The organism is Sphingomonas sp. T1, assembly GCF_902506585.1.
GTDB classification, from domain to species: domain Bacteria; phylum Pseudomonadota; class Alphaproteobacteria; order Sphingomonadales; family Sphingomonadaceae; genus Sphingomonas; species Sphingomonas aerolata.
Genome location: NZ_LR733875.1, coordinates 1,910,797 through 1,931,205 on the forward strand (window position 1 = coordinate 1,910,797; position 20,409 = coordinate 1,931,205).

19 protein-coding genes are annotated in these 20,409 nt (G+C 66.4%); 12 read left to right on the plus strand and 7 right to left on the minus strand.

Features of this window, described 5'->3' with window-relative positions; genetic code table 11:
- Positions 1–42 precede the first annotated feature (42 nt).
- Positions 43–1,926 carry a methyl-accepting chemotaxis protein gene (locus GV027_RS08605; protein WP_443029528.1) on the minus strand — a complete coding sequence of 628 codons (1,884 nt, stop codon included), beginning with the start codon at positions 1,924–1,926 and terminating at the stop codon, positions 43–45.
- 179 nt (positions 1,927–2,105) lie between these two features.
- Between GV027_RS08605 and GV027_RS08610 the strand changes: the two genes are divergently transcribed.
- A complete protein-coding gene (locus GV027_RS08610; protein WP_236559119.1) occupies positions 2,106–3,218 on the plus strand; it encodes a carbohydrate porin in 1,113 nt (370 codons plus the stop codon).
- 88 nt (positions 3,219–3,306) lie between these two features.
- Here the strand turns inward: GV027_RS08610 and GV027_RS08615 are convergent, their stop codons facing one another.
- Both GV027_RS08615 and GV027_RS08620 read right to left on the minus strand, forming a co-directional pair.
- On the minus strand, positions 3,307–5,196 hold the full coding sequence (locus GV027_RS08615; RefSeq protein ID WP_159511599.1) for a putative bifunctional diguanylate cyclase/phosphodiesterase: 1,890 nt from the start codon (positions 5,194–5,196) through the stop codon (positions 3,307–3,309).
- Positions 5,193–6,323, minus strand: coding sequence for an FIST signal transduction protein (locus GV027_RS08620; RefSeq protein WP_159511600.1), 1,131 nt, complete (start codon positions 6,321–6,323; stop codon positions 5,193–5,195). The genes GV027_RS08615 and GV027_RS08620 overlap by 4 nt, the downstream gene beginning before the upstream one ends.
- Before the next feature lie 211 nt (positions 6,324–6,534).
- Here GV027_RS08620 and GV027_RS08625 point away from each other — a divergent pair, with 211 nt between their 5' ends.
- Genes GV027_RS08625 through GV027_RS08635 form a run of 3 tightly spaced genes read left to right on the plus strand, consistent with a single transcriptional unit; the run spans position 6,535 to position 7,534 of the window.
- Positions 6,535–6,771 carry a hypothetical protein gene (locus GV027_RS08625; protein WP_159511601.1) on the plus strand — a complete coding sequence of 79 codons (237 nt, stop codon included), beginning with the start codon at positions 6,535–6,537 and terminating at the stop codon, positions 6,769–6,771.
- A complete protein-coding gene (locus GV027_RS08630) occupies positions 6,771–7,025 on the plus strand; it encodes a hypothetical protein (RefSeq protein ID WP_159511602.1) in 255 nt (84 codons plus the stop codon). Before GV027_RS08625 ends, GV027_RS08630 begins: the two co-directional genes overlap by 1 nt.
- Before the next feature lie 32 nt (positions 7,026–7,057).
- Positions 7,058–7,534 (plus strand): hypothetical protein, encoded by a 477-nt coding sequence (locus tag GV027_RS08635; RefSeq protein ID WP_159511603.1) that lies wholly within the window; start codon positions 7,058–7,060, stop codon positions 7,532–7,534.
- A gap of 390 nt (positions 7,535–7,924) precedes the next feature.
- Here GV027_RS08635 and GV027_RS08640 read toward each other — a convergent pair whose 3' ends face one another.
- Positions 7,925–8,404, minus strand: a complete 480-nt coding sequence (locus GV027_RS08640; protein ID WP_159511604.1) for an SRPBCC domain-containing protein — start codon at positions 8,402–8,404, stop codon at positions 7,925–7,927.
- Positions 8,388–8,546 (minus strand): hypothetical protein, encoded by a 159-nt coding sequence (locus GV027_RS08645; protein ID WP_159511605.1) that lies wholly within the window; start codon positions 8,544–8,546, stop codon positions 8,388–8,390. The genes GV027_RS08640 and GV027_RS08645 overlap by 17 nt, the downstream gene beginning before the upstream one ends.
- A gap of 155 nt (positions 8,547–8,701) precedes the next feature.
- Here GV027_RS08645 and GV027_RS08650 point away from each other — a divergent pair, with 155 nt between their 5' ends.
- The 7 genes from GV027_RS08650 to GV027_RS08680 all read left to right on the plus strand — a co-directional run bounded on the left by GV027_RS08650 (position 8,702) and on the right by GV027_RS08680 (position 17,508).
- Entirely contained in the window at positions 8,702–9,580 is an 879-nt protein-coding gene (locus GV027_RS08650; RefSeq protein ID WP_159511606.1) for a TorF family putative porin, read from the plus strand.
- A 106-nt stretch (positions 9,581–9,686) separates the two neighbouring features.
- Positions 9,687–9,776, plus strand: a complete 90-nt coding sequence (gene kdpF, locus GV027_RS08655) for a K(+)-transporting ATPase subunit F (protein WP_022685962.1) — start codon at positions 9,687–9,689, stop codon at positions 9,774–9,776.
- Between the two features lie 14 nt (positions 9,777–9,790).
- A complete protein-coding gene (kdpA, locus tag GV027_RS08660) occupies positions 9,791–11,494 on the plus strand; it encodes a potassium-transporting ATPase subunit KdpA (RefSeq protein WP_159511607.1) in 1,704 nt (567 codons plus the stop codon).
- A 12-nt stretch (positions 11,495–11,506) separates the two neighbouring features.
- Positions 11,507–13,543 carry a potassium-transporting ATPase subunit KdpB gene (gene kdpB, locus GV027_RS08665; RefSeq protein WP_159511608.1) on the plus strand — a complete coding sequence of 679 codons (2,037 nt, stop codon included), beginning with the start codon at positions 11,507–11,509 and terminating at the stop codon, positions 13,541–13,543.
- Between the two features lie 12 nt (positions 13,544–13,555).
- A complete protein-coding gene (gene kdpC / locus GV027_RS08670) occupies positions 13,556–14,146 on the plus strand; it encodes a potassium-transporting ATPase subunit KdpC (RefSeq protein WP_159511609.1) in 591 nt (196 codons plus the stop codon).
- A complete protein-coding gene (locus GV027_RS08675; protein ID WP_159511610.1) occupies positions 14,146–16,821 on the plus strand; it encodes a sensor histidine kinase in 2,676 nt (891 codons plus the stop codon). Before kdpC ends, GV027_RS08675 begins: the two co-directional genes overlap by 1 nt.
- Positions 16,822–17,508 (plus strand): response regulator transcription factor, encoded by a 687-nt coding sequence (locus GV027_RS08680; RefSeq protein ID WP_159511611.1) that lies wholly within the window; start codon positions 16,822–16,824, stop codon positions 17,506–17,508. It abuts the gene before it with no gap.
- A gap of 80 nt (positions 17,509–17,588) precedes the next feature.
- On the opposite strand, the gene GV027_RS08685 is transcribed toward GV027_RS08680, so the two are convergent.
- Positions 17,589–17,747: a hypothetical protein gene (locus tag GV027_RS08685; RefSeq protein WP_156363512.1), complete on the minus strand. Its 159-nt coding sequence runs from the start codon at positions 17,745–17,747 to the stop codon at positions 17,589–17,591.
- Between the two features lie 315 nt (positions 17,748–18,062).
- Here GV027_RS08685 and GV027_RS08690 point away from each other — a divergent pair, with 315 nt between their 5' ends.
- A complete protein-coding gene (locus GV027_RS08690) occupies positions 18,063–19,937 on the plus strand; it encodes a sensor domain-containing phosphodiesterase (RefSeq protein ID WP_236559120.1) in 1,875 nt (624 codons plus the stop codon).
- Between the two features lie 66 nt (positions 19,938–20,003).
- Here the strand turns inward: GV027_RS08690 and GV027_RS08695 are convergent, their stop codons facing one another.
- On the minus strand, positions 20,004–20,375 hold the full coding sequence (locus tag GV027_RS08695; protein ID WP_031440232.1) for a hypothetical protein: 372 nt from the start codon (positions 20,373–20,375) through the stop codon (positions 20,004–20,006).
- Positions 20,376–20,409 lie beyond the last annotated feature (34 nt).

Sequence of the window (20,409 nt, forward strand, 5' to 3'; positions counted from 1 at the left end):
TCTAGGCCATCAACCCTAATGCCGCGTTAAGCACGCGTCGCGTCAAAAGGCGGCGAACCCGTAATCCGCGTCCTCGTCGATACCAACCGGGGCGGGGGGGCTGGTGGTCGCCGATCGAGACGAGCGCAGGCGAATGTCCCCCTGTAGGTCCGGTTGTTCGGTCATCTGCCGAATTGCCCCGGCGCCACGCTGCGCGCCTTCGATGCGGAATTTCGCCGCCTGGTCCGACAGCGCTGCGACTTCGGCGGTCAGGTTGCGCGCCGCCGCGGAGGTCTGTTCGACCATCGCCGCATTCTGCTGCGTTGCCTGGTCCATCGCACCGACCGCCATGCTGACCTCGGTAATCGCGCTCGACTGCGCACGATTGTCGTCCGCGATCCCGGCGAGCAGCGTGTGCACGCCGCGCACATCCGTCGAGATCGCCGACAGCGCACCATCGACCCGCTGCACGCGTTCCACCGCGGTGCCGATATCGGCCTGCGTCGCGGTCAGCTGGTCGCGCGCGCGTCCGGCCTCCTCCTCGGCACGCATCGCCAGGGCGGAGACGAGGTCGGCGACCACCGCAAACCCGCGACCCGCCTCGCCCGCACGCCCTGCCTCGACCGCGGCGTTCATCGCCAGGACGCGCGTCTGGAACGCGATCTTGTCGAGCCCTTCGATCACGCTGTCGATCCCGGTCGCGCTTTCGCTGACCCGGGTCATCGCCTGGACCGCCTCGTCCGCGATCCTGCGCCCGTCCGCCACGGTGGTGATCGCGCCGTCCGCCCGCTCGACGGTCTGGCCCGCGGCGACAGCGGTAGCCCTGAGGCGCTGATCCATCTGCGCGATCGCGGCGGCGGTCTGCTCGAGGCTGGCCGCGTTGCTTTCGGTGCGCCGGGCGAGATCCTCGCTGGCCTGCGCGATCTCCTGTGATCCGGTCCGGATCATCATCGCCCCTTGCGCGACCGATCCGATCAGCCCGCGCAGGCTGGCGAGCGCGCTGTTGAAATTGCTCTTGAGCCCGGTGAACGGCGCATGCAGATCCGCGACCACCTCGGCAGTCAGATCGCCCTGCGCCAGCGCGGTGAGGCCGGTGCCAAGGCTGTCCACGATCAGCGCGGCCTGTGCCTGTTTCGCTGCCTCGGCCGCCTGGAGTTGGTTGCGGAACGCCAGCATCGCCTTCGCCATGTCGCCCAGCTCATCGCCACGATCCGCGCCCGTCACCTCGGCCGCAAGATTGCCATCGCCGAGCGCGCGCATCGTGCCGGCAAGGACCACGATCGGCTGGACGACCCGGCGCTGCGCGACCACCACGAAGGCGAGCGTCCCGGCAACGCCGACCGTCAGCGTGATGGCGAGCAGGATCATCGCGATCGTGCCGAGCTGCTCCGCTTTCTCGGCGGACCGTGTCGAATTCGTCTCGATCGCATCCGACGCCGCGCCCATCGACACTTCGAGCACGCGGAACTGATCGAAGAACCGGGGCAGCATCGCACGCGCGGCGACCGGATCGCGGCCGACGCGATCGATGACCTGCGTCGCGATGCGGACATAGGCCTCCATCGGCGCCGCCAGCCTGGACGTTACCGCGGCGACTTCGGCATCGCCGGTGTACGCCGAATCCGCTGCGATCCCCTCGCGCAGGGCGATGAGATGCTCGCGGAAATCCTTCTGGATATCATCCGGCTTGATCGCGCTGCCGGGCTCCGCTGCCTGGAATGTCGCGAGCACGTCGCTGCGGATCGCGTCGTGCATCATGTCCGCGCCCTGGTGATTGGAAAGCAGCGTCGTCGCATCGGTCAGACGGTGCAGCGCGGCGCTCTGCATCCACGCCGCGCCGATGCCGGTCGCACCGCAGAGCAGCATCAGTCCGAACAGGACCACGCCCGCCATCCGGATCATACGGGTCAGCGACATCGCATCACGCGACCGGGACTTCGTCATCATCATGTTTTGCTGGCCTGTTCCGTACTGGGACACGTTTCGATTTCTATAATAGGCGGGAATGCAGTGCTCGGAGGTGGCGCGTGGATATTATGACGGTGCCTCGACTGGTCGGACCCGCCCTATTACTCTCCGCGGCCTGGACGTTACCTGCCTGGGGGCAGTCCGGCCCGCCAGAAGTCGTGCAAGACCCCCCGCCACGTGCCGTCGCGATCACGGGACGCTATGTCGTCGATCTCATGGGCAACGTCGCTGGCGGCGACGCGCGGGGCGCGCGGGTGCTCGACAATCTCGAGATCACGGCCGATGGCGACCTCGACCGGCTGGCCGGCTGGCGCGGCGCGCGCGCGCATCTCCATGTGCTGAGCAATCAGGGGGGATCGATCAATGCGCTGGCGGGGACGGTGCAGGGCGTCGACAATATCGAGGTCGCTGACGGCCGCGTGAAGCTGTACGAGGCGTGGGTCGAACAGGATCTTGCGGGTGGGCGCGCCGCGCTGCTGGTCGGGCTGTCCGATCTGAACGTCGACTTCTACCAGAATGACTCCGCGGGCATGCTGGTCGCGCCGGCGTTCGGCATCGGCTCGGAGCTGGCGGCGACGGGGCCCAACGGGCCTTCGATCTTCCCCTCGACCGCGCTGACGATGCGACTGAAGACGTCGATCGGCACATCTGGCTATTTCCACGCTGCCGTCGTGAATGCGCGGGCAGGGGTGTTGGGCGATACGACGGGGATCGACCTCGGAATGCACGATGGCGCGCTTCTGATCGCGGAGGCCGGGACACGCGCCAACGGCAAGCTGGCGTTCGGTGCGTGGCGCTACACACGGCAGCAGGACGACATGCGGGCGTGCGACGGCAACGGAAATCCGGTCAAACGGACGGCGATCGGTGCCTATGTACTGGTCGATCAGCGGCTGGTCGGTGACGACGGCCGGGGCATCGATCTGTTCCTGCGCGCGGGCATATCGGACGGGAAGACGACGCCGTTTCGCGGCGGCTTTCAGACCGGGCTGCTCGCACGCGGCCTCGTTCCCGGACGGCCCGACGGGCAATTCTCGATCGGCGTCGCGCAGGGCCTTTTGTCGCAGGCTCTTCGTCAGACGGTGCGCGATGCGGGCGATCGCGCCGACGCCGCCGAGACGGGGATCGAGATCACCTATCAGGATCGCGCGGCGCCCTTCCTCGCGGTGCAGCCCGACGTGCAATATGTTCGCCGCGCCTATGCCGGCGCAGGCCGCCGGTCGGCGTTCGTGGTCGGCCTGCGGCTGATCGCCGAGTTTTCACGTCGCTGACGGTCATCCTCATCGCGGCTCCTGCGGGTCCCCGGGGACTGGCGTTGCCGTGAGCAACGGCCAGCCGCGTCCGATCCGCGCAGCCGGCTCAGGCGGCCTGTGAGTGAAGCGCGTGCATGCGGGAGACGAAGGGAAGCGTTTCGACGAACGGCACGGGGCGGCTGAAATAATAGCCCTGCGCGCTGTCGCACTTCTCAGCGACCAGGATATTCAGCTGATCGAGCGTCTCGACCCCCTCGGCGGTCGACAGGATCCCGAGGCTCCCGCAGAGCCCCGTCACCGCACGCACGATCGCCAGGCTGTCGCTGTTGGTGCCGAGATCGCGGACGAACGACTGATCGATCTTGACCCGGTCGAACGGGAAATTGCGGATATGGCTCAGCGACGAATAGCCCGTGCCGAAATCGTCGAGCGAGATGAGCACGCCCAGTTGCTTGATGTCACGCAACTGCCTGAGGACGCTTGCCGTGTCGTCGAGCATCGCGCTTTCGGTGATCTCCAGTTCCAGGCGGCGCGGATCAAGGCCGCTGACACGCAGCGCGTGTGCGACGACCGCCGGCAGCGTCCCCGACTTGAACTGCAGCGCGGAGAGATTGACCGCGATCTTGACGCTGTCCGGCCAGCATGCCGCATCCCGACAGGCGCGCGTCAGGACGAATTCGCCGACCGCGCCGATCAGCCCGATCTCCTCGCACACGCTGATGAATTCGTTCGGGGGGATGATGCCGCGCTCGGGGTGATACCAGCGTGCGAGCGCCTCGAAGCCGACCACCGCATGCGTGCCGATCGCAACCTGCGGCTGATAGTGAACCTCGAACTCTTCCGATTTCAGTGCACGGCGCAGTTCGATCTCGAGCTCGCGCCGGCGGGTTGCGAAGACGTGCATGTCGGGCGTGTAGAAACAATAATTGCCGCGCCCGCCCGCCTTGGCGCTGTAGAGCGCGAGATCGGCATTGCGGAGCATCACGTTGGGGTCGAGCGCGTCGACCTCGACCATGGTGACGCCGATGCTCGCGCCGATCTGGATATGGTGACCGCCAATCTCAAAGGGTTGCGTCAGTGCCTCGATGATGCGGCGGCACAGTTGCTCGATCGCATGGTCCGACGTGACATGCTGGACGAGGACCGAAAATTCGTCGCCGCCCAGCCGGGTCACGACGTCATGATGACGGACCAGCGTGACGAGACGCGATGCCACCGCGACGAGCAGCGCGTCGCCGACCGGATGGCCGAGCGTGTCGTTGACGAGCTTGAACCGGTCCAGGTCGAGACACAGCATCGCGCAGCGATCGCCGCTTCGGGCATTGCGCATCATCTCGTCGAGCCGTTCGCGCAGCATGGTTCGGTTGGGAAGATCAGTCAGGGCATCGTGCCGCGCCAGATGCGCGAGGCGCGCGGACGCGTTGCGCGCTTCGGTGACGTCGGCAACGGTGTCGAGAAAACCGCCATCGACCAGCCGGGTGCGCTCGATCGTGATGGTCCGTCCATCCGGCCAGCGCTGTTCGATCCTTGCGCCATAGGCGGAGGCCGCGCCGTCATATTCCTCGACCAGTCGGCGATGCTCGTCGGCCGTGCTGACCGACAGGCAGGGACTGTTGGTCAGCAGCTGGTCGAGCGTCAGGCCGGGAACGGCATGGTCGAGCCCGTATATGTCGAGGAACCGCTGATTGGTCAGCACCAGCCGCCGGGACGCATCGAACAGCGCGAGCCCCTGGTTCATGTTGTCGAGCGCGGCCTTGAACCGCAGGTTCTGAAGTGCGCTTTCCGCCAACGCGACCTCCAGTTCCTGCGCCATCAGGCGGTTCGCGCGATCCGATCGCCGCCGATCGACATCGGTTTCGGCATAGGTCGCCGACACCAGCGCGAGCAGGCGATCGGTGTCGATCCCGCCGTCGGGCCGTCGCGCGCGTTCCGCCTGGCGTGCCGCGATCCGGTGGAGCACCGGCGGCTCGATAGTGATCGGGGGCGGGGGCTTCACGCACATTCCCCGATCAGCGTGATCGTCATCGTCTGATTGTGGAGGCACGGCACCGCGGTCTGATTTTGCGGCGCGATCTCGCCATAGGAATAGAAGCCCGCCAGCGCGATGTCCGGGCCGAGCGCGGTGGCGACCGCGGCGATTTCCTCTTCGGTGCGCTGGCCCATCAGCAGCCTCCGCCCGACACAGCTGATCGCGAGGCACGCTGAGGGTAAAGTCCCCCACGCGGCCGTCTGGTCGAGCGCGTGGTGCGCCGCGGTCGAGGCGCCGTTGATCAGTTCGTCGAACATCCCGCGCATCAGCCGCGCCTTCCACCCCTGCGGCATGTCGCCAGCAAAGGTCAGCGTGCCGGAGTCACGGTCGATGGCGAGCAATGTGCGGACGACGCGAACATCGGGGTGGGCGGGATCCCAGATCTCGAGCGGATAGAGCAGCCCCGATGCGGGCAGATCCACCGCCTCCTCACCGAGATAGCGCTCGTACAGTGCGAGCGCCGGCTCGCCGTCGAGTCCGCGCAGTGTCGATCCCGCCGCATCGTTGATCGTGCGTACGGGGCCGAAAGGCTGCCAGCCTCCCGCGCTGCCATGCGCGAACCGGACATGGTCGCCGTAGAAGCCGATGGCGGCGACGACGTCTGCGTGGTGTTCGCCGCGTGCCAGGATCCGCGTGTCCGCAAACCGCGCGCCATCGCCTGCCAGCCCGCCGCTCAGCGCGACGTGATCGCCAATCACCGTGCGCAGACCGGCGACGAGGGCGCTGCCATTGACGTTCAGGCCGTTCGACAGGACGAATATCCCCGACAGCCCGTCGCCCGCGAGCTCCTTGCCAAGCGCGGCACCGGCTGAAAACGACAGGTCTGACGACGGCAGCGGCTGGACCGCGAGCCGCAGCTCGGTCCGGTCGAATCCCATGCCGAGGATGACGACCCCGTCGTCGTCGAGCCGATCACCTTCGACCATTGTCCCCGAACTGCAGCCGACGATCATCGCGGTGTCGTAGCGGTGCGCGAGACGGTCGATGAGCGTGCGATCGGCAAGGCGGTCGGTCGGGCCGAACACGATCACCAGATCGGGGGCCGCTGGGAACATCGCCGATTCGCTGTTCGCGTTGATTTGCTTCGACCACATGAGCGCCGTCCCGGAAATGGCAGTGAACGCCGCTTGTGCCGGTGGACTGGTTTCCGGCCTGTTGCAGGGGACCTAAGGGAAACCCCTTAGTCAGCATGCCGATTCCTCCAGCCCGGAGCTGACCGATCGCACATGAACAACCGAAGCCCATTGAGAACGAAACAGGAACAAGATAGAAGTGCCGTCATCGAGTCGGCAGGAGGATCAGGTGATGGACAGGGACGATGACGGGGTTGAAACGACGCGCGAGACATTCGGCAGGTGGCTGCTGAAACAGCGCGATCGCGGCGACTGGATCGATCCGGTCGCGGATGCGGCACGCGCCGATCGTCAGTTTCCGAAGGACGGCGACCCGGAAGCCGTCCGCAAGCGCCTGCGCGAGATGTCGGCGGATGGCGATGCGTTCGCGGCGATCGACGATGCCGAACTGGACTGGATGGTGCAGTAATGGGCGCGCGACTTCGCCTGGCGCTGGTGCCGGCAGATCCGCGCCAGGCGCTGCGCCAGCTGGCCGACGAGCGCGGAGAGAGCCTTTCCGCTTTGTCACGCATGATCGACCGGTCGCCCGGCTATCTGGCGCGCTTCATCAGCGAGGGGCGTCCGGCGGCCTTGACCTGCGACAATCACCAGCGGCTCTGCACGTATCTCGGCGCGGGGGAGTTCGGGCTCGGGATTCGCGACATCTGGGTCCCGCGCACATGACGCGGCGCTGCATCGGGCGCCGTGCGTGACCAATGTCCGATCCTGCAAAACCGCCCACGCGTGCGCGGCTGATCTACACCGCGCTATGCGTGCTCGACCAGACAATCGACGATTGCTGTCCGCACCCGGTGAAGCCAAATCCAGGGCTGCGGCTGGCGCTGGCCTTGCTGCATTTCTGGGGTGAGGGCGACCGGTCGCCGTTCGACCAGTTCTGGCGCGTCGTCACCGCGGCACCCAATGCGATCACGCGGACGCCGGACACGCGGGCGACCTATGCCCGGACCTATCTCAGCGCGATCTGCCGGCAGGTCGGAATGCCGCTCAGCGTCGATATGCTGATCGGCCTGCGCAAGGCGCGCGGCCTGCCGACCTATGAACAGCCGCCCGCCGCTTGCCTGTGCCCGGTGATGGCAGAAGCGCCACAAGACGACGGCGGCGACCCGATAACGGCCGTTGGACGCTCGCCCGATCGCGATGCTGCCGTTGGAAAAGGAGGGCAGGGCGCGTGACGGGGCGCTGTTTGTCTCGATCCGGGATTCGCGGACGACATGAGGCTTGTCCGCCGCGGCCATATTTGAGACGCTCGTCGCAGAGCTTACTGCTCCAAGACGGTAAGAGCTCGGCATCCCGCCCGCGACATCGACGGTGTCACACGGAGCGGGCGGGATGCTTCACACATTATCAACGAGTTGATCCTAATCAAGCACTCGAGGCTCTCGCCTCCAGTGACGAGTACCCTCAGCGCCCCGCCATGATCTTTCACACGGACATGCGGGGCGCTTTTCTCGTCTTTGGCCAAGGCACGGGATCCATGCCGTAGCGGACAGCTGGGCGGGTCTGGCAAACGCGTCATGGCTCCGGCGAGCATATACTCCCAGAGCAGCGGTTCCCGACCCGCGCTATCGATCCTGGCCGGCGAGTAATGCGCCGAGTTGTTCCAGCTGCTCCGGCAAGCCTGCCGCCGAGCCCTGCAGTGCCTCGTCGAGCGCTTCCCGGGACGGATAGAATTCGCGAAACGTCAGCAGCGTCTGTGCATCGCGGTCCTCGAAGGTCACCGTCGTGATCGCGCCCTCTTCGCCTTCGTCATTGGTCCAGACGATGCGGTCGTTCGGTACCACCTCGATATAGCGGCCGTAGAAGGTCATGATATCGGAGCCGCCGGCGCTGAATCCCAGCCGGTATGTCCCGCCGGTGCGGACGTCCAAGTCGCAAGAGACCAGCGAAATGCCCGCGGCGGACTTCGGTACCCACCATCGCTGGAAGAGATCGGCCTGGCTCCACGCCTCATAGACGGTGCTGCGCGGTGCATCGAATATCCGCGTTACGACGAGTTCGCGATCGCCGCAGCGCTCGACCGCATCGCTACCCTGGCTGTTCATCGTTTTCCTCCTGCTTCAGGTCACCGATCACATTCTCCAATGCGGCAAAGCGGGCCTCGCAAAGCTGCCGGTGCGCCTCGATCCACATCGCCCCCGCGGCGAGGCCGCGCACGCCATCGCCAATTTGGCGCAGGTTTATCACCGGACATCTCGGTCCCCAGCGTGAAAAATGCGCCAGCTATATGCGCGCTATATGCCATTCCCCGGAATCGATCTCGAATTGCTACGATCGATGCGCCTAATCGCACATCCCTGAAGGCATCGTCGTGTGACGAGCGCCGTTCAAGGGGTGCATCAATGAAGTTCCGTCATGCGGCCATGGTCGTCGCGATCCTCGCTCTTCCCGTCACCGCGCAGGCGCAATCGACACCCGGCGACAAGGCCGAGGCCGCTGCAGACACCGCTCTCCCGGCAACGCTGACGGTCAGCGGTTCGGCGGCGATCGCCTCCGACTATCGGTTTCGCGGCGTGTCCCAGTCCGACCGGGAAATGGCCGTCCAGGGCGGCATCACGGTGTCGCACGCAAGCGGTCTCTATGCCGGCGTCTGGGGATCGAACCTTGCCGGCTGGGGGACGTTCGGCGGCGCCAATATGGAGCTCGATCTGATCGGGGGCTACAAGGCGAAGCTTGCCGATAACGCGACGCTCGACGCCGGGCTGACCTGGTACATGTATCCGGGTGGCGCGGATAATACCGACTTTGCCGAGCCCTATGCCAAGCTGACCGGCACCGCCGGCCCCGCGACGCTGACCGCGGGCGTCGCCTATGCGCCCAAACAGCAGGCGATCGGCAAATGGTATGCGACCGGCGCGGACGCGGTAGCGGGCGTCTATACGAGTCCGGGCGACAAGGACGACAATCTGTACCTGTGGGGCGACGGCGCGCTCGCGCTGGCGGGCACGCCGATCACCGCCAAGGCGCATGTCGGGCACAGCTGGGGTCAGGACGGGCTAGGCCCCAACGCGACCGCGGTCGCGCCGACCGGCGAATATTGGGACTGGTCGCTCGGCGCGGATGCGACCTGGCACAACCTCACCTTCAACGTGTCGTACATCGACACCGACATTTCGGGCGCCGAGGCGATCTATCTGCGCCCCAGTTTCAGCAAGGGACAGGACGGCAGCGGCAATATCGCCGGCGGCACCATCGTCGCGTCGCTCACCGCGGCCTTTTGAGGAGAGACGGTAATGGACGACCTGCTCTGGATCCTCGTCATGGTCGGGCTGGTGGCGGCGACGCTCGCTTATGCCCGGCTCTGCGACAACGCATGAGGACGCACGCATGACGCTCGACCTCTGGCTCGCGGCGCTGACCGCGCTTGGCCTTCTCATCTACCTGGTGGCGGTCCTGATCCGCCCCGAACGCTTCTGAAGGAGGCGGACACCATGACATTCCAGGGCTGGATCCTGATCCTCGGCTTCGTCGCCATCCTGCTCGCGCTGACCAAACCGGTCGGCGCGTGGCTTTTTGCCCTTTACGAGGGGCGGCGCACACCGCTCCACATCGTGCTCGGTCCGGTCGAACGCGGCTTCTACACGCTCGCCGGCATCGACCCGAATGCCGAGCAGGGTTGGCGGCGCTATGCGCTGCACATGCTATTCTTCAACGTTGCGTTGATGGCGTTCACCTATGCCGTGCTGCGCCTGCAGGGCGTGCTGCCGGGCAATCCGCAGGGGCTGGCGGGGCTGTCGCCGAATCTCGCGTTCAACACCGCGATCAGCTTCACCACCAACACCAACTGGCAGAGCTATGGCGGGGAATCGACGATGTCGAACCTCAGCCAGATGCTCGGGCTGACAATCCACAACTTCCTGTCCGCGGCCACCGGCATCGCGCTTGCCTTCGCGCTGTTCCGCGGCTTCGCGCGGCGGGAGTCCAGGGCGATCGGCAATTTCTGGGCGGATATGACGCGCGTCACGCTCTACGTCCTGCTGCCGATCTCGATCGTCTACGCGCTGTTCCTAATCGCCAGCGGCGTGCCGCAGACGATGGCGGGCGTCGTCGACGTGCAGACGCTGGAGGGCGCGAAACAGTCGCTGCTGCTCGGCCCGGTCGCGAGCCAGGAGGCGATCAAGATGCTCGGCACCAATGGTGGCGGCTTCTTCAACGCGAACTCGGCGCATCCGTTCGAGAACCCGACCGCGCTGACCAACCTTGTCCAGATGCTGTCGATCTTCCTGATCGGTTTCGGGCTGACCTGGACGTTCGGCAAGGCGGTCGGCAACACGCGGCAGGGCTGGGCGATCCTGTCGGCGATGGTGATTCTGTTCCTCGCCGGCGTCACCGTCACCTATTGGCAGGAAGCCGCGGGCAACCCGGTGCTCCAGCATCTCGGCGTCGCGGGCGGCAATATGGAGGGCAAGGAGGTCCGCTTCGGGATCGCCGCGTCGGCCTTGTTCTCGGTGGTCACGACCGCGGCGTCGTGCGGCGCGGTCAACAGCATGCACGACAGCTTCACCGCGCTCGGCGGGATGATCCCGCTGTTCAACATGCAGTTGGGCGAGGTCGTGATCGGCGGCGTCGGCGCAGGGATTTACGGCTTCCTGCTGTTCGCGATCCTCGCGGTGTTCGTCGCGGGGCTGATGGTCGGGCGTACGCCCGAATATGTCGGCAAGAAGATCGAAAGCCGCGAAGTGAAGCTCGCGGTGCTGGCGATCGCGGTGCTGCCGTTGATGATCCTAGGTCTGACCGCGCTGTCGTCGGTGCTGCAACAGGGGTTGGCGGGGCCGCTCAACAAGGGGCCGCATGGCTTCTCGGAGATCCTCTACGCCTTCACCAGCGCGGTCGCCAACAACGGCTCCGCCTTTGCGGGCCTGACCGCCAACACGCCCTATTACAACGGGCTGCTGGGCGTCGCGATGTGGGTGGGCCGGTTCTTCATCATCGTGCCGATGCTCGCGATCGCGGGGAGTCTCGCGGCGAAGAAGTACACGCCGGAAAGCGCAGGCTCGTTCCCGACCACGGGCGGGCTGTGGGTGGGGCTGCTGGTCGGCATCATCCTCATCCTGGGTGGTCTCACCTTCCTGCCGGGCCTCGCGCTCGGTCCCATCGCCGATCATCTCGCGATGATCAGCGGCACATTGTCCTGATCGGGGGCCACCATGGCAAAGACCCAGACAAAAAGCCTGTTCACGGCCGACCTCGTCGTCCCCGCGATCAAGGCCTCGTTCCTCAAGCTCAACCCCAGGGAGCTGGTCCGCAATCCGGTGATGTTCGTCACCGCCGTGGTCGCGGCGTTGATGACCGTCCTGCTCGTGGTCGGGCAAGATAGCCTGTCGATTGGCTTCAAGCTCCAGCTCGTCATCTGGCTGTGGCTGACCGTGTTGTTCGGCACGTTTGCCGAAGCGCTCGCCGAGGGGCGCGGCAAAGCGCAGGCGGCGTCGTTGCGCGCGACCAAGGCGGAACTGACCGCAAAGCGGCTGAAAGGCGACGGGCGCGAGTTCGACGCGGTGCCCGCCAGCCAGCTCAAGGTCGGCGACATCGTGCTGGTCGAGACCAACGACCTGATCCCGTCGGACGGCGATGTCGTTTCGGGCGTGGCCTCGGTCAACGAGGCGGCGATCACCGGCGAGAGCGCGCCGGTGATCCGCGAGGCGGGCGGCGATCGCTCGGCGGTGACCGCGGGGACGCGCGTCATCTCGGACGAGATCCGCGTCAAGGTGACGGTCGAGCCCGGCAAGGGCTTTCTCGACCGGATGATCGCGCTGGTCGAGGGTGCCGAGCGCCAGAAGACGCCGAACGAGATCGCGCTGACGCTGCTGCTCGTCGGGCTGACGATCATCTTCCTGATCGCGGTCGGCACCGTCCCGGGCTTCGCGTCCTATGCCGGCGGGTCGATCCCGGTGGCGATGCTGGCGGCGTTGCTGATCACGCTGATCCCGACGACGATCGCGGCGTTGCTGTCGGCGATCGGGATCGCGGGCATGGACCGGCTGGTGCGCTTCAACGTGCTCGCCAAGTCGGGACGCGCGGTCGAGGCGGCAGGCGACATCGACGTCCTGTTGCTCGACAAGACCGGCACGATCACGATCGGCGACAGGCAGGCGAGCGAGTTCCGCGCGGTCTCCGGCACCAGCGCCCAGCAATTGGCCGAAGCCGCGTTGATCGCCAGTCTTGCCGACGAGACGCCGGAAGGCCGCTCGATCGTGCTGCTCGCGCGCCAGACGTTCAACGTCGCGACTACCACGCTCCCTACCGGGGCCGAGATCATCCCGTTCACCGCGCAGACCCGCATTTCGGGGGTGAAGATGGCCGACACCTTGATCCAGAAGGGCGCGGTGGATTCGATCCTGCGCGCCAATGCCGGATCGGGCGAAACCGCCGCGGCGACCGAACTGCGCCGGATCACCGACGAGATCGCCCGCGCGGGCGGGACACCGCTGGCGGTGGCGCAGGACGGGCGCCTGCTCGGCGCGATCTTCCTCAAGGACGTGGTCAAGGCCGGCATCCGCGAACGGTTCGGCGAGCTGCGCGCGATGGGCATTCGCACGGTGATGATCACCGGCGACAATCCGCTCACCGCCGCGGCGATCGCCGCAGAGGCCGGGGTGGACGATTTCCTCGCCCAGGCGACGCCCGAGGACAAGCTGGAGCTGATCCGCAAGGAACAGACCGGCGGCAGGCTGGTCGCGATGTGCGGCGACGGCACCAACGACGCGCCCGCGCTCGCGCAGGCCGATGTCGGGGTCGCGATGAACACCGGGACACAAGCGGCGCGCGAAGCGGGCAACATGGTCGATCTCGACAGCGATCCGACCAAGCTGATCGAGGTCGTCGGCCTCGGCAAGCAGTTGCTGATGACGCGCGGTGCGCTGACGACCTTCTCGGTCGCCAACGACGTCGCAAAGTATTTCGCGATCATCCCGGCGATGTTCGTCGTGCTCTATCCGGGGCTCGGCGTGCTGAACGTGATGCGGTTGGGGAGCCCCGAAAGCGCGATCCTGTCGGCGATCATCTTCAACGCGGTCATCATCCCCTGCCTCGTCCCGCTGGCGCTGCGCGGCGTCGCCTACAAGCCGATGGCAGCCGGGCCGCTGCTTGCACGCAACCTCGCGGTGTACGGTCTGGGTGGCCTCGTTGCACCGTTCATCGGCATCAAGCTCATCGACCTTGTGGTCGGTGGCCTCGGTCTCGCATAAGGAAAGACAGACATGGGTAAGGATTTCACTTCCGCGCTGCGGCCGGCGATCGTCATGACGATCCTGTTCGCGGTCCTTCTCGGGCTGGTCTACCCGCTCGCCATGACCGGTATCGGCCAGGCGATCTTCCCGAGCCAGGCGAACGGCAGCCTGATGCGCGATGCGCGCGGGACCGTCATTGGCTCGACCGTGGTGGGGCAGGCGTTCACGATCGATCGCTACTTCCAGACGCGGCCATCGGCGGCAGGCAAGGGCTATGACGGTCTGGCGTCGTCGGGGTCGAATCTCGGCCCGGCGAGCCAGGCGCTGGTCGATCGCGTGAAGCCCGACGTCGCAAAACGCCGTGCCGAAGGTGTGGCCGGTCCGGTACCCGCCGATCTGGTCACCGCGAGTGGCTCGGGGCTCGATCCCGATCTGTCGCCCGCCGCCGCTCTGGCGCAGGCGCCGCGCATCGCGCGCGTTCGCGGCGTGCCGGTCGAGCGGGTTCGCGCTTTGGTCACGGATGCAACGGATGCGTCCATCCTCGGGGAGCCGCACGTCAACGTGCTGGCGCTCAACCGCGCGCTCGACGCTCTGTCGGCCTCGGGCGCGCCCGCGCGCTGATGCCGGTATCGGGCGACGGCAGACCTGATCCCGACGCCCTCCTGCGCGCCGCCGCGCAGGAGGGCAGGGGGCGTTTCAAGGTGTTCCTCGGCGCCGCGCCTGGAGTCGGCAAGACGTTCGAGATGTTGTCCGAGGGCGCGGCGCGCCGCCGCGACGGCGTCGACGTCGTCGTCGGCGTGGTGGAAACGCATGGCCGGGCGGAAACCCAGGCGCTGACCCGCGGGCACGAGATCATTCCGAGGCGGGCGGTCGCCTATGAAGGTCGCACGCTCCAGGAGATGGATCTGGATGCGATCCTCGCGCGCGCGCCGCGCCTCGTCCTCGTCGACGAGCTCGCACACACCAATGCGCCGGGCAGTCGCCATCCCAAACGCTATCAGGACGTCGAGGAACTGCTGGTCGCCGGAATCGACGTCTATTCGACCGTCAACATCCAGCACGTCGAGAGCCTGAACGACATCGTCGCCAGCTTCACCCGCGTCCGGGTGCGCGAGACGGTGCCCGACAGCGTGCTGGAAATGGCCGAGATCGAGGTCGTCGACATCCCGCCCGACGAGCTGATCGAGCGACTGCGCGCCGGCAAGGTGTATCTGCCGCACGAGGCGACGCGGGCGCTGTCGCACTTCTTCTCCAAATCCAACCTTTCCGCTTTGCGCGAACTCGCGCTGCGGCGCGCAGCACAGGCGGTCGACGCGCGGATGCTCGACGACGTTCGCGCACTGGGTCTCGGCGGCACCTGGGCGGGCAGCGACCGGATCGTCGTCGCGATCAACGAATTGCCCGGTGCCGACACGCTCGTGCGCGCCGCCAAGCGCGTCGCCGACGGGCTTCGGGGCCCCTGGACCGCGCTCTTCATCGAAACCCCGCGCGTCGCGAATTTCTCCGATGCCGAGCATCAGCGCGTTGCCGCGGCGATGACGCTGGCGACGCAGCTCGGTGCAGCCGTCGCGACGGTGCCCGCGACCGATGTGGTGGCGGGTATTCAGGGCTTTCTCGCCGATGCCCGTGCGACGCAGCTGGTTATGGGAAAGTCGCACCGGTCGCGGTGGTTCGAGTTTCTGCACGGTTCGGTCGTCGACCGGGTGATCCGCGATACCCCGGGCGTCACCGTCCATGTGCTGCCCGTGGCTGCAGACCCGCGCGGCCGGGACCGTGGTCGCCGCCGGCCGGCGCGGTGGGGTACGCCCGCCGGCTATGTGGTCACGACCGCACTCGTCGCGAGCGTCACCGGCGTTGCCAGCGGCCTGTTCCACATCCTCGATCTCGGCAACGTCGCGCTGTTGTACCTGTTGCCGGTGATGGCCGCCGCCAGCCTCTATGGCCTGCGGACCGGTCTTTACGCGGGGATCGCCTCCAGCCTTGCCTACAATTTCTTCTTCCTGCCGCCGGTCGGTACGCTGAGCATCAGCAATCCCGAAAATCTGGTCTCTGTCGTCGTCCTGCTCGCCATCGCGGTTGCGACGAGCCAACTGACCTCGCGCGTCCGGGCGCAGGCGGATCTGGCCGCGGCGAGTGCGCGGACCAACGCGACGCTTGCCGGTTTCCTGCGCCAGATCACGAGCGTCAACGACATCGACGTCGCGGCGCAGATGATCTGCGACGACGTCCGCGGACTGCTCGACGTACAGGTCGTCCTGCTGGTGCCCGGGATCGGCAAGAACCTGGAGATCCTCGCGGCCAGCGATGCCGGCTATCATCTCGGCACGATGGATACCGCCGCGGCGACCTGGGTACTCGACACGGGGATGGCGGCGGGGAAGGGCTCGGGCACGCTCGCGGCATCGGAGTGGCTGTTTCAGCCGCTGAAGGCCGGGGGCCATGTGCTCGGCGTGCTCGGCGTGGCGAAGGACAGCGCAGCCGACCCGGTCCGCGCCGACCAGCTGCCGCTGCTCAGCAGCCTGCTCGACCAGTCCGCGCTGGTGCTCGAGCGGTTGCGGCTCGAGGTCGAGATGCGCGATGTCGAGACCGTGCGGACGCGCGACCGCCTGCGCGCCGCGCTGCTGTCGTCGGTGAGCCATGACCTGCGTACGCCGCTGACCGCGGTCATTGCCGCGGCGGACCAGCTTGAGCACGGCGCGACGCCCGACCTGATCGCGACGATCAAGGCCGAGGCGGCGCGGCTCAACCGCTTCGTCGCCAATCTGCTCGACATGGCGCGCGTCGAGGCGGGCGCATTGAAGCTCAACGTGGAACCGACCGATCTCAGCGATGCGGTGACGGGCGCGGCGCACGATGCGCGGCGCGCGCTGGAGGGCCATGCGGTCCGGCTCGACGTCCCGCCCGACCTGCCTTTGGTCTACACCGACCCGCAGCTGCTCCACCATTGCCTGCTCAACCTGCTCGACAATGCCGGGCGCTACGGCGATCCCGGAACCGAGATCGTGATCGAGGGGCGGCACCGGTTCGGTGAGCTTCGCCTGGCCGTCATGGATCACGGACCCGGCCTGCCGCCGGGCAAGGAAACCGAAGTGTTCGAGACGTTCCGCCGCCTCGAAGGGTCCGATCGCGCGGTGGGTGGAACGGGGCTCGGCCTCGCGATCGTCAAGGCATTCGCCGAGGCGATGGACATGACGGTCGAGGCCGGGAACCGCGACGATGGCAGCGGAGCCGCCTTCGCACTGATCTTCCCCCGCGCGCTCATCGTCCGCGACCTCAAACCCGAAAGCATCGCCTGAATGCCTGCAAAGATCCTCGTGGTGGACGACGAAGCCGCCATCCGCCGCCTGCTCCGCAATACGCTGACGCGCGCGGGCTATGCCGTGGTCGAGGCGGAGGACGGGCGGCAGGCGCTGCAGCAGGCAGCGGTCGAGCATCCGAGCGCAATCCTGCTCGACCTTGGCCTGCCCGACCGCGATGGGCTAAGCCTGATCCCGCTGCTGCGGACGCATGGCGATGCGGTGATCCTGGTCGTGTCGGCACGCGATGCGGTCGACGAGAAGGTCACAGCCCTCGACCTGGGGGCTGATGATTTCATCACCAAGCCGTTCGACAGCGAGGAACTGCTCGCCCGCCTGCGGGTGGCGCTGCGTCATCATGGACTGTCCGAAACCACGCCTAAGATCGTGCGCACCGGTGACGTCAGCATCGATCTCGATCGCCGGGTCGTGTTCCGGGGCGCGGAGGAACTGCATCTCACCCGCAAGGAACACGACGTGCTTGCGGTGCTTGCCCGGCACATCGGCCGCGTCGTGACGCATCAGCGCGTGCTCGCCGCGGCCTGGGGCGGCGAGGAGGATCCGCGCGTCGAATATCTCCGCATCGTCATCCGCAACCTGCGGCAGAAGCTGGAGCATCCGGGACCAGTCGGCAGCGTGATCGCCAACGAACTGGGCGTCGGCTACCGCTTGCGTGCCGATGCGTAGCAAGGTCCTTGAGAATGTAGCCAATGCATAGCGTCGGTTACCACCGCGGCTTCGCTACTCGGTAGTTACCGGTGTCCTCGTCAGGCGGCCGTGCTGACGGGCGTTTCCGAAATGAGCGACAGATACAGGTTCGCGAGTTCGTAATGGCGGGCGCAGGCGCTTGGATCTTCGGTGGCGGCGGCCATTGCAATTTCCTGCTCGGCTCGCCGTTCGAAATAGCACCGATCTGCGTCCGTCATTATCAACCCCTCGCGCAGCATCGCCCGCGTGTGTTCCGCCGCCGGCGATTGCCAGCCACGCCGCGTCCTAGGCGCGCGACCGGATCGCGACAAGAGCTATTGTTCGCTATATGTTCTTTGGCTAAGGACCCTCAATCGGTGGCGAAGTCCGTGCGTGTCGGTCGGACTCCGGAGGGCTCGTGCAGTACAGTTTTGGGTGCGCGTCCGTTGACGAATGGATACATGCCAAATCGGGCTGAACTATAGCCGTTTGGGATGTTCATGAAAAGTAAATAGAAATTGTTCTCAGATGCATCCATGGCTTATGATTTCTCCATGACCGATCTATCCTATCCAGTCGGTGATGATACCCAGCGTGTGGTGCTGCAACTCCAGAACGCGATACTCAAGAGGATTGCACGCGGCGAGAGTCTGGACGTCACCTGCCGGTCGTTATGCGAGCAGGTCGAGCAGCTGGTGCCCGGCGTGATCTGTTCGGTCCTGACGGTCGACCGCGCGGGCAGGATGCATCCGCTGGCCGGCCCCAGTCTTCCGGAGTCGTACTCGCAGGCGATCGATGGCGCCGCGATCGGGCCGCTGGCGGGGTCGTGCGGCACCGCCGCGTATCTTGGCACCGACGTCAGCGTCGCGGATATCGCAACCGATCCGCGCTGGGCCGATTTCAAGCATCTGGTGGCGCCGCTCGGTCTGCGCGGCTGCTGGTCGAGTCCGATATCGAATCCGGACGGCGTCACCGTGGCGACCTTTGCCTTTTACTACCGCGAAGCGCGGGGGCCGACGGCGTTCGAACGCGTGCTCGTCGAGCATTGCCTGCATCTCTGCCTGATCGCCATCGACCGCCATAATCGCGTCGTCGAACATGAGCGGCGCGCCTTTACCGACACACTGACCGAGCTGCCCAACCGGGCCGCCTTCAATGCGGCATTGGCCGATATCCGGGAACGGGCGGTCGAGCGCTGGGCGCTGTTCGTGCTCGATCTCGACAATCTGAAGGTGATCAACGACACGTTCGGGCATCCGGCCGGCGATGCTGTCCTGCGGATCGTCGGTCAGCGCATCGCGGCGGCGGGGGAGCCCGGGCGGACCTTTCGGGTCGGCGGCGACGAATTCGCGCTGATCCTGGAGTCGGCGGACGATCTGGCCGAACCCGATGCGATCGCGCAGCGGATCCTCGATGCGCTGGGCCGACCCGCCGATTGCGGCGGACAGATCGTCGTGCCGCGCGCGACCATCGGCGGCGCGGTCTATATTGCGGGTGATCCCGTGACCGACCCTGTGCGCCAGAACGCCGATTTCGCGCTGTACCATGCAAAGGACACCGCGCGCGGCAGCTTCGTGATGTATTCGGCCGCGCTGGGTTCGAGCATGACGCGGCGTCTGCATGCGATCCGCGATGTCAGCGCAGCACTCTGCGACGAACGGATCGAGGCCTATTACCAGCCGATCTTCCGGCTCGACACGCGCGAGATCGTCGGCCTGGAAGCGCTGTGCCGGATGCGCATCGGCGACCGGATCATTTCCGCCGCCGCGTTCCACGAAGCCACCAGCGATGCGCGGGTTTCGACCGCGCTGACCGAACGGATGATGGGGCTTGTCGCCGCCGACATCCGGACCTGGCTCGATCTGGGTCTCGCGGTCCAGCATGTCGGGATCAACGTCTCGTCGGAGGATTTGAGCGGCGGGGCGATTGCGCGCGTGCTGGCATCGGCGTTCGAACGCCATGAGGTCTCGCTAGAGCATGTCATCCTGGAGGTCACCGAGACCGTGTATATGGGCCGAGGCGACCAGGCGATCCAGGAGGCGATCCGCGCACTGCGCGACCATGGCATCCGGGTGGCGCTCGACGATTTCGGGACCGGTTTCGCGTCGCTCACGCATCTTCTGACGGTGCCCGTCGACGTGATCAAGATCGACAAGACGTTCGTCGATCATCTCGAACCCGACAGTGTCAGCGCGACGATCGTCGAAGGGTTGATCCGCGTCGCCAAGAAGATGGGCATCCGGATCGTCGCGGAGGGAATCGAGTCGGATCAGCAGATCGCGCAGCTTCGCGCGATCGGCTGCGTACTTGGCCAAGGTTTCGTGTTTTCTCCGGCGGTCGACCGGGATGCGACGACCACCCTCCTGGCGATGCACGGGCAGCGCGAGGCGCGGCGCGTCGGCAGCGGCGGGATGGCACGGGCCTCGTGAGGATGCGGCCGGTCTAGTGCCGGTGTACCCCGCGAGCCGGGGTGGCGCGGCACCCATGGCTCGGCCTTACTGGTAGCGGAGCGTCTTTTCGAACCCTTCATTCGCCTTGGCCATCTTGGCAATCTTGCGCAGCTGGCTGCGGACATGGCGCTGGAACCGGATATCGTCATAGATGCCGGTTGCGGTATAGTCTTCCTGGGCGATCAAGTCCTTGAGCCGTTTTGCAAAACCGGCCTGATCCGCGGTGCAGTCCGGTGCCTGAAGCGCCCGGCAGGCCCATTCCTCGGCAGCCGCCTTGTCATAATCGTCCTGCGCCTCGTAGCCGCGCCGGTCCGCCATTGCTTGGTCAAGCTTCGCCGCGGCAAGCCGTCGCTCGAGCCAGGTTTTGACCAGAGTCCCGTCCCACGCCGCGCTTTTGGTATTCGCCGGATCATTCATCGTTCGCTCCAATGCATTCCGGCATATGCGCAAA

Coding starts and splice junctions, on each gene's coding strand:
- kdpF (WP_022685962.1), top strand. CDS start 9,687: ATGACGCTCGACCTCTGGCTCGCGGCGCTGACCGCGCTTGGCCTTCTC.
- GV027_RS08640 (WP_159511604.1), bottom strand. CDS start 8,404: ATGAACAGCCAGGGTAGCGATGCGGTCGAGCGCTGCGGCGATCGCGAA.
- GV027_RS08680 (WP_159511611.1), top strand. CDS start 16,822: ATGCCTGCAAAGATCCTCGTGGTGGACGACGAAGCCGCCATCCGCCGC.
- GV027_RS08625 (WP_159511601.1), top strand. CDS start 6,535: ATGGACAGGGACGATGACGGGGTTGAAACGACGCGCGAGACATTCGGC.
- GV027_RS08650 (WP_159511606.1), top strand. CDS start 8,702: ATGAAGTTCCGTCATGCGGCCATGGTCGTCGCGATCCTCGCTCTTCCC.
- GV027_RS08685 (WP_156363512.1), bottom strand. CDS start 17,747: ATGACGGACGCAGATCGGTGCTATTTCGAACGGCGAGCCGAGCAGGAA.
- GV027_RS08605 (WP_443029528.1), bottom strand. CDS start 1,926: ATGATGACGAAGTCCCGGTCGCGTGATGCGATGTCGCTGACCCGTATG.
- kdpC (WP_159511609.1), top strand. CDS start 13,556: ATGGGTAAGGATTTCACTTCCGCGCTGCGGCCGGCGATCGTCATGACG.
- GV027_RS08695 (WP_031440232.1), bottom strand. CDS start 20,375: ATGAATGATCCGGCGAATACCAAAAGCGCGGCGTGGGACGGGACTCTG.
- GV027_RS08690 (WP_236559120.1), top strand. CDS start 18,063: ATGACCGATCTATCCTATCCAGTCGGTGATGATACCCAGCGTGTGGTG.
- GV027_RS08675 (WP_159511610.1), top strand. CDS start 14,146: ATGCCGGTATCGGGCGACGGCAGACCTGATCCCGACGCCCTCCTGCGC.
- GV027_RS08620 (WP_159511600.1), bottom strand. CDS start 6,323: ATGTGGTCGAAGCAAATCAACGCGAACAGCGAATCGGCGATGTTCCCA.
- kdpB (WP_159511608.1), top strand. CDS start 11,507: ATGGCAAAGACCCAGACAAAAAGCCTGTTCACGGCCGACCTCGTCGTC.
- kdpA (WP_159511607.1), top strand. CDS start 9,791: ATGACATTCCAGGGCTGGATCCTGATCCTCGGCTTCGTCGCCATCCTG.
- GV027_RS08630 (WP_159511602.1), top strand. CDS start 6,771: ATGGGCGCGCGACTTCGCCTGGCGCTGGTGCCGGCAGATCCGCGCCAG.
- GV027_RS08635 (WP_159511603.1), top strand. CDS start 7,058: ATGTCCGATCCTGCAAAACCGCCCACGCGTGCGCGGCTGATCTACACC.